This is a genomic window from Dolichospermum sp. LEGE 00246 (assembly GCF_015207865.1).
Classification (GTDB): Bacteria; Cyanobacteriota; Cyanobacteriia; order Cyanobacteriales; family Nostocaceae; genus Dolichospermum; species Dolichospermum heterosporum.
Genome location: NZ_JADEWA010000250.1, coordinates 1 through 7,949, shown reverse-complemented (window position 1 = coordinate 7,949; position 7,949 = coordinate 1). Strand labels below are relative to the sequence as shown.

Annotated in this window: 5 protein-coding genes; 3 read left to right on the top strand and 2 right to left on the bottom strand. The window is 37.2% G+C overall.

Annotated features, from left to right (window positions below; translation table 11 throughout):
• Positions 1-155: 155 nt before the first annotated feature.
• Positions 156-1,130, top strand: a complete 975-nt coding sequence (locus tag IQ228_RS16155) for an ABC transporter ATP-binding protein (RefSeq protein WP_027401507.1) — start codon at positions 156-158, stop codon at positions 1,128-1,130.
• Between the two features lie 92 nt (positions 1,131-1,222).
• Positions 1,223-3,037 carry an ABC transporter permease subunit gene (locus IQ228_RS16150; RefSeq protein ID WP_193963539.1) on the top strand — a complete coding sequence of 605 codons (1,815 nt, stop codon included), beginning with the start codon at positions 1,223-1,225 and terminating at the stop codon, positions 3,035-3,037.
• 143 nt (positions 3,038-3,180) lie between these two features.
• On the opposite strand, the gene IQ228_RS16145 is transcribed toward IQ228_RS16150, so the two are convergent.
• A complete protein-coding gene (locus IQ228_RS16145; protein WP_168466920.1) occupies positions 3,181-4,479 on the bottom strand; it encodes a glycosyltransferase in 1,299 nt (432 codons plus the stop codon).
• Positions 4,480-4,831: 352 nt separating this feature from the next.
• On the opposite strand from IQ228_RS16145, the gene IQ228_RS16140 reads away from it, so the two are divergent.
• Complete coding sequence (locus tag IQ228_RS16140; RefSeq protein WP_027401510.1) at positions 4,832-5,305, top strand: TspO/MBR family protein; 474 nt, start codon at positions 4,832-4,834, stop codon at positions 5,303-5,305.
• 101 nt (positions 5,306-5,406) lie between these two features.
• Here the strand turns inward: IQ228_RS16140 and IQ228_RS16135 are convergent, their stop codons facing one another.
• Positions 5,407-7,809 carry a ComEC/Rec2 family competence protein gene (locus tag IQ228_RS16135; RefSeq protein ID WP_193963538.1) on the bottom strand — a complete coding sequence of 801 codons (2,403 nt, stop codon included), beginning with the start codon at positions 7,807-7,809 and terminating at the stop codon, positions 5,407-5,409.
• Positions 7,810-7,949: the final 140 nt, after the last annotated feature.

Sequence of the window (7,949 nt, the reverse complement as noted above, 5' to 3'; positions counted from 1 at the left end):
GAATTATTGACCGCAGATAAACGCAGATAAACGCAGATAAATTAATAGTTTTATTTAAATTTTAAATTATTTCGTTTCCATTTCCGAAACGGAAGTAAATACTATTGTATAACCGAGTTAAGTTAACTATTGCACACAAGCCACACCCAGCCGCGATGGTAAGAGAAATAGCAATTCGCACCACTGGACTCACTAAGCAATTTGAAAGACATATTGCTGTAAATGATGTTGACTTAGAAATCCATACGGGTGAAGTTTACGGATTAATTGGTCCTAATGGTGCAGGTAAAACCACCCTAATTCGGATGTTAGCCACTGCTGAAGAACCAACTACGGGTGAGATTTATATTAATGGCGATCGCGTAGCGGGTCCTTCGGACTATCGCCTCCTGCAAGATCAAAACAACTTAAAACTTAAACGTCGTCTTGGTTATTTACCCGATGACTATCCACTGTATGAAGATTTGACAGTTTGGGACTATTTAGATTATTTTGCCCGATTGTATCACTTACAAGGAAAGCGCCGTACCCAACGTCTCCACGAAGTTTTAGAACTGATTCAACTGGGTAATAAACGACATAGTATGATTTCTACCCTCTCACGGGGGATGAAACAGCGTTTAAGTTTAGCCCGCACCATTATTCATGAACCAATTTTACTACTTTTAGATGAACCTGTTTCGGGACTTGATCCTATTGCGCGGATGCAGTTCCGGGAAATTATTAAGGCTTTGCAAGAAGCCGGCATGACAATTTTAATTTCTTCTCATGTACTTAGCGACTTAGCAGAGTTATGTACATCCGTAGGAATTATGGAATTAGGTTTTTTAGTGGAAAGTTCTTCACTCAAACATCTCTATCAACGTCTTTCCCAACAGCAGATTTTTATCACCACTTTGGGCAATATAGATATATTAGTGAGTGAATTAAAAAATCATCCCTTAGTGGAAGAATGGGAATTAATACTTAGTCAAAATAGTGTGCGAGTAAATTTTTCCGGTAAACCAGAAGATTCCGCTGATTTATTGCGATCGCTTATCAGTGCAGGAATTCCCTTAACAGAGTTTCATTGCACCCAAGAAGACCTAGAAACTATTTTCCTCAAATTAGGTCATAAACAAGCATCATAGATAATTTTGGATTTTAAATTTTGGATTTATCTTCTGCACAAACTTAAAAATTGTTCCAAAATAAAACTTCTCAACTTTTAGAGGTATTGACGATGTTACTAAATTTCATAGACAGAATTGGAGAATTAAATCCCCAGTTATTTCGAGAACTAAAAGGCAGATTCAAACCTTTTAACCTGATCATATCTATGGGTTCTTCTTTACTACTACAACTCATAGTTTTCATATTTCAATTCCGAGAATTTCCTGACGAAAACTACTATCTCCGAGCAACCTACTGTACTTTGCGAGAAGTATACCAAAATCAAGAACAAGAACTCTATAAACAACAAAACTTACTTGACCAAAAAATAACCAATTATCAGCAAATTCAACTATCAGATAATACCATAATTCCTAACTTAGAAGCCAAACTTCAGCAAGTTAACACCCAACTAGCTGACCTTCAGAATTATTTATCTAAAAATATTTGCCCTTTAGATAAAATAGACTGGCAATTATGGTGGCGAGATCATTGGGAATACACATTTTTAACATTTAGTGTAATTTTCATTTTTACCCTCTTAGTTGGCGGAACTTATTTATTAATTAGTGATTTAGCCAAAGAAGAACAACGCGGAACATTGAATTTTATTCGCCTAAGTCCCCAAACAGAAACCAGCATTTTAACTGGAAAAATTCTCGGAGTCCCCAGTTTAATTTATCTTTTTGTCCTCACAGCCATTCCTTTGCATTTATGGGCTGGACATTCTGCTAAAATCGCCTTCAGTTACATTTTCAGTTATTATGCTGTGATTGCCGCAAGTTGTCTTTTCTTCTACAGTACAGCCCTAATTTTTGGTTTAGTGAGTCGTTGGTTTGGTAACTTTCAACCTTGGTTGGGTAGCGGTGCTGTACTTGTATTTTTGTTTATGACAATGACAATGGTATCTTCTTATGGAGGCTTTAATAATCCCCTAACTTGGATGAGATTTTTAAGTCCCTGGGATATCACCAATTATCTATTTCCTAATCTGTTTCGTTCCTATAAAGATTCATCAATCAGCCAACTACAATTTTTCTACTTACCAATAGGAAAAAATTTCCTTACCTTAGTCAGCTTTCATTTAGTTAATTACGGAATTTGTTCCTACGGTATTTGGCAAGCAATGAAACGCTGCTTTCGGAATACAGATAGCACAATATTGAGTAAAAAACAAAGTTATTTATTTATAGCCTTTACTCAGGTAATGTTTTTGGGATTGACTATAGGTGCAGTTGAGAACAAATCAGATATGGGCATCATCGTCCTCATGGCTTTACTCAATTTTGCCTTAGTTCTAATTTTAACTATTGTGCTTTCACCTCAGCGGCAAACTATCCAAGATTGGGCAAGATATAGACACCAAAATCATCGAGATAAATCTATATTACAAGATTTAGTATTTGGTGAAAAAAGCCCAGCAATTGTTGCCATAGTCATTAATCTATTAATTGCTACCACACCCATAATAATCTGGATTCTGTTCTCACCTCCTAATTTTCATAATGGTAGTGTTGATAAGAACAAAGTCATATTAGCTATGGTTTTAGCTTTCACATTGATGTTGATGTATGCCACAATTGCTCAATTGATGCTACTCATGAAAAATCCCAAGCGTTATGTATGGACAGTGGGAACTATTGGTGTAGCAATGTTTTTACCATCAATTGTTCTTGCCGTTTTGGGTGTTAGTCCTTCAAAACATCCCATTTTGTGGTTATTCTCCACCTGTCCTTGGGCAGCGATAGAATACACTCGGACGACAACAATTTTTCTGGCACTTTTGGCTGAGATAACAGTTGTAGCTTTGTTAAATTTCCAATTAAATCGTCAAGTCAAAGTTTTAGGAGAATCCGCAACCAAAGCACTATTGACCGCCCGATAATAGTTAGTGACTCGTAAAGTTTTACCGATAGGAATGATATTTAATTTTTGTATTCCTATCGGTGGACATCAGCCTTAAAGAAATGTACAATAATTAAAACAATTACCCAATTCCAATTTTAATCTCATCCAACGAAATTATTTTTAATTTATTTGATCAAATAGAATCGGCTTGCGAGTATAGATAGCCTTTTCGACAATATCAGCAGCATAATTCACTCCTCCAGCCCTAACAATTGCCTCTTTTAGCCTCAGTGCATTTTGTTTGTAAGAATATTCTGTTAAGACCCGCTTAATTATTTCCTGCAAACTCGTAACATTTAAACGAGACAAGGGTAAAAATTCTCCAGCACCTGTATAAGCTATCCGAGAAGCAATTCCTGGCTGTTCATTAGTAATCGGAATTGCTACCAGTGGAACTCCACTACTTAAAGCCCCTAAAACTGCATTCATACCACCATGAGTAATAGTGAGAACAGATTGCGAAATCAATTGCTGTTGGGGCGCATAAGGTACGACTACAGGTGAACCTGCGAGGTTAAAATCTAATTCTTTTATTTGTGGCTGACCCAAAGAAATCACAAGTTGTACATCCAATTCCATAGATGCTTCTGCAATCATTTGAAAAATTTCCTGTTTGCGATTTTGTAAAGTACCTAATGCAGCGTAAATTAATGGTTTACCATTCAATTTCTCAAAAGGAAAAGGCTTTGGTGATAATGAAAGAGGCTCTAATCCTGATGGATCTTGCAAGGGACCAGTATAATGAAATGTTTTAGGTAAACGCACTCGCGGAAAGTCAAATTCAGCAGGTAGCTGACATATCTGAGCGAGTTTTCCACCAGCATCATCACGACAAGTGTAATTTGCTAAATTCCATTGACGACGTTGATCTGCTACTAATTTCCAGATTTTTTGTGATAACTGATTAAGTAAAAAGTTACCTGCACGGTTTCGCAAAGTAGACAACCAGGCTGTATTATATTCCCAATTGGTAAAATAAGGTGGAACTCCTGGTTCCCTATTAATAAGAAGAGCATTGCATACAGTGATAAAAGGTATTTTTAGAAAATCGGCAATAGTTCCGCCTCCAATTGTTACTTGATCTACTAATAAAGCCTCTATTCCTGCTTTCGAGATTGCTGTAGGTGCTTCACCAAATAGCATCTTCGTTTCCTTTTCTAGCCAATCTATTGTAAAATTTAATGCTGCCATTCCACTCAATTCTCCTAACTGTTTGTACATTACTTCTAATGTTCCAGGGGAAAATTCAGCTTCTCCTATTTTCCAAAATTCTAATCCAGCCTTATCAACCTTAGATTGAACATCGGGGATGTGGAATAATGTAACACGATGACCACGCCGTTTTAATTCTCTTCCTAAAACAAACATTGGGTTGAGATGGCCTATTGCTGCTGGACAAAGAATACCAAAATGAGTCATAAGTTATATTTTTTGGTTAATTACAATGATTTATACCAGAAAACCGCTTTATAAATTCAAATTACATCATTTTTACTTCACTGCTTTGGTCAAGTATATAAACATACTCTCAATAAAATGATTAACACAGATCATAATGGCTAATATATGAGTTAATACTGTTTTGTCAAGAACATGAAGATCCTAATATTTTCACGTCTTCAAATTTTTCAATATAAAAGAGCTTCATTAACACCTATTTAATACAGCACCTGCAAATTAGAAGTTAAAATATTTATCTACACTCTTAGGGAACTATTTTGTTGTAATATCATTGCGTCAGACTTTCACCAAAGTCAGTACCAAGGGAGTTATGATTAAATCTTGGATGATAATTGGCACTATAGCATTCTTCGTAGGCTTCGCTGGTAACTGGATTACACCCAACCAGAGTCAATGGTTTCGGCATTTACAAAGACCTAAATGGTTAACCTTTGAATCAGCAATTCCCCTGATTTGGACTATAATTTTTATCTGTGGTGCTTGGTCAGCTTATATTATTTGGGAACACAGTCCAAATACCGATATAACTCGCCTAATGATGGGTTTGTACCTACTTCTAGAGATATTTACCATAGCCTATAGCCCCATAATGATCCGTCTTCGCAGTCTCATTGCTGGTACAATCATTGGTGGCACTGGACTACTAATTTGTATATTAATCACCCTTGCAGTCTTATCTGTATCGCTGTGGGCAGCATTACTATTATTACCTTATTTAATTTGGAGTCCCATAGGTACATACACCACATGGCAAATGAGTCGTCTTAATCCGCAAGATGCTTAAAGCAGGAAAGTTGAAAGTCTTAATGATGTTTGACCTTCAACTATTTACATTCTGCCTTTGCGTCTTTGCTCCTTTGTATCTTGGCGCGAAAAAATACTCTTTTACAAAACAGAAGATTTATTTTCTGTTGTCTGAATGAAAGTTTGAAAATCCCCATTAGGTGTCCATTGAATCGCACCATCTTTACCCGTAAAGAAAAGTTTTGTTTGTCCTTTACTTAATAAAGATAATGTTTTCCTATCTAGATTATTAGCAGGAGAAATTGCTATTTGTGGTTTGAGTGCTAAAACTAAATCTTGCAAAGATTCTGATGGACTCCACAACACCTGGGGAGAAGACAAATCACCACTTTTAATTAATTCTTTAATTTGTTGAGATTTAATATTCCCTACTAATAACCAACTTTGACCAAAAATTTGTAACTTTAAAATCGGTACTTGGTCATTAATTAATTGTGCTGTGATTGTGGGAGTATTTATAGGTTGTCCAACTCCTAAACTTTGATAAATTCCTTGCTGTTTTTGGAGTTCCTGTTGTAGTAATTGAGTTGCAATATTGTCCTCTAACTTAGGAGCATATTCATACAAATTTTTAATTGGTAGACTTTGCATAATTTCCAACCAAGCATCATTAGTATAACCTGTAAACTTACTAGCGATCGCCCAATTAATCTGATTTACCCCTTGCTGTCTCAAAAATGGCAAAATCGTAAATCTACCCGTGCCTTCATTTCCACTATTAATTACGGCAATATTTCCCCGATCTTGAATTACTAAAACAGGTTCAGTTCTAGTATCTAACAAAGTAATTCTCACCAAATTATTAGCAGAATGCCAAATGGGAACAAGTACCAAACCAATTGCTATGAAACCTGCAAACCACCAACGTTTTTGCCACCATCGGACTAAGCAAGCTAAAATAATTAAGATATAAATAGTGAGCATTTGCAAAATTGATATACTCCCAACTGCTACCAAACTACCTGGCAACTTAACAAAAAATTCCACCATTTGAATTAATAAATGGGTTGGATAATATAAAAAACTGGCTAAAGTGCCACCTAAATCTGGGGAAATCAAACTCACCAAACCGCTAATCATGCCCCCAATACTAATGATAGAAATAAATGGTGTCGTCAAAATATTTAGAGGCACACTATAAACGGGAATGACACTAGAAAACTCTAGCAGTCGGGGTAAAGTCCAAATTGTGGCTGCTAAGGGTACAGAAATTAAAGAAGCGATCGCAGGTGGTAGCCAATCTAAACGTTGAGTGATTGCAGATGCACTGACAATTAATCCCAAAGTTGCTAAAAAACTCAGTTGAAAACCTAAATCCCAAATCCATAGAGGATTAAATAACAATAATAATGTTGCGGCTATTAATAAAGATCCCAATTGCTTCACATTTCTTTCTAAAGCCAAACCCAACAAAGCGGCAAAACCCATAATTACGGCTCTTAATACTGCGGGTTGAAAACCTGATAAAAACAGAAAAGTAATTAATCCCAAGCTACCAAGAGTAATTTGTGTGGCTTTATTTGTACGTCTTGTTAGCTGTAAAACTACACCCAAAATTAGAGAAGTTTGAAACCCAGATGCGGCTAAAGCATGGGCTAAACCTGCTTTTACGAATAAATCCCGGATATCATAGGGTAAATCAACGGCTTTACTACCTAAGACCATTGCACTAACAAGGGGACCTTCAGGAACACCTAATAAACGAGATTGCGATCGCCCAATCTTCTCACGAACTTGCCACCATCCCCAAGGATGTTCATCATCCAAAATATTAATCTGCCTACCAATTAAACCCGCAAAAGTCCCCTCCTGCCGCAGATATTTCTGAAAATCAAACCCACCAGGATTAGAAGCCGCAGTTGGTTTATACAAAAATCCAGTCACCGCAATTTGTTGTCCAGGATATAAACCAGTAGATTGCAATATCGGCACAGTCACATATAACCTACCCGTCACACCCTTGGGAATCCCCCCCGCTTCCTGACCCTCTTGCAGCGGCACTAGTTCCCTCCGGGACGCTCCGCGAACGCTATCATTTTTCACCTCATCTAACTGAGTCGCTGCTAACCAAAACTGTCCCCGTTGATTACGAGTTACGCGGGGATTACTATCCACCAACCCCCGTACAATCACTAATTGTTCAAGATTACTATTATCCCCAGCCGCAAACTGACTAATATCCTTAATTCCCGGTTGAGGAACACGCAATTGCCAATAAACAGTAGCCAACAAACCCACCACACCAGCAATTAACCATATTCTCGGATGAGGAGTAGCCGTCCAGTTATTAGCGATCGCCTTATCTTTGCCAACAGCACCTTCTCTTTTCAGAGCAAACTTCCGCAGATTAGCATATATGCGGCGAAAGAAAACCGCCCCAACCACACCCAATAATAAAATCCACACACCACCCCAAGGAATAGCCGTAAACAGCAAACCCAAAATATAACTAAGACAGATAATTATTCCACTCGTCTGCATCATAAGAATTTAATTGCCAAAGCACCCAGTTCAGAGAATACCGCATAAATATTTAATCTGCTTGGGAAAGATATAATTCATCTGTCAAATTTATTTTGACGGGAATGATCGGAAAAAACCTCTGTTCTTCCCTCCCCTACCCC

Coding starts and splice junctions, on each gene's coding strand:
- IQ228_RS16140 (WP_027401510.1), top strand. CDS start 4,832: ATGATTAAATCTTGGATGATAATTGGCACTATAGCATTCTTCGTAGGC.
- IQ228_RS16145 (WP_168466920.1), bottom strand. CDS start 4,479: ATGACTCATTTTGGTATTCTTTGTCCAGCAGCAATAGGCCATCTCAAC.
- IQ228_RS16155 (WP_027401507.1), top strand. CDS start 156: ATGGTAAGAGAAATAGCAATTCGCACCACTGGACTCACTAAGCAATTT.
- IQ228_RS16150 (WP_193963539.1), top strand. CDS start 1,223: ATGTTACTAAATTTCATAGACAGAATTGGAGAATTAAATCCCCAGTTA.
- IQ228_RS16135 (WP_193963538.1), bottom strand. CDS start 7,809: ATGATGCAGACGAGTGGAATAATTATCTGTCTTAGTTATATTTTGGGT.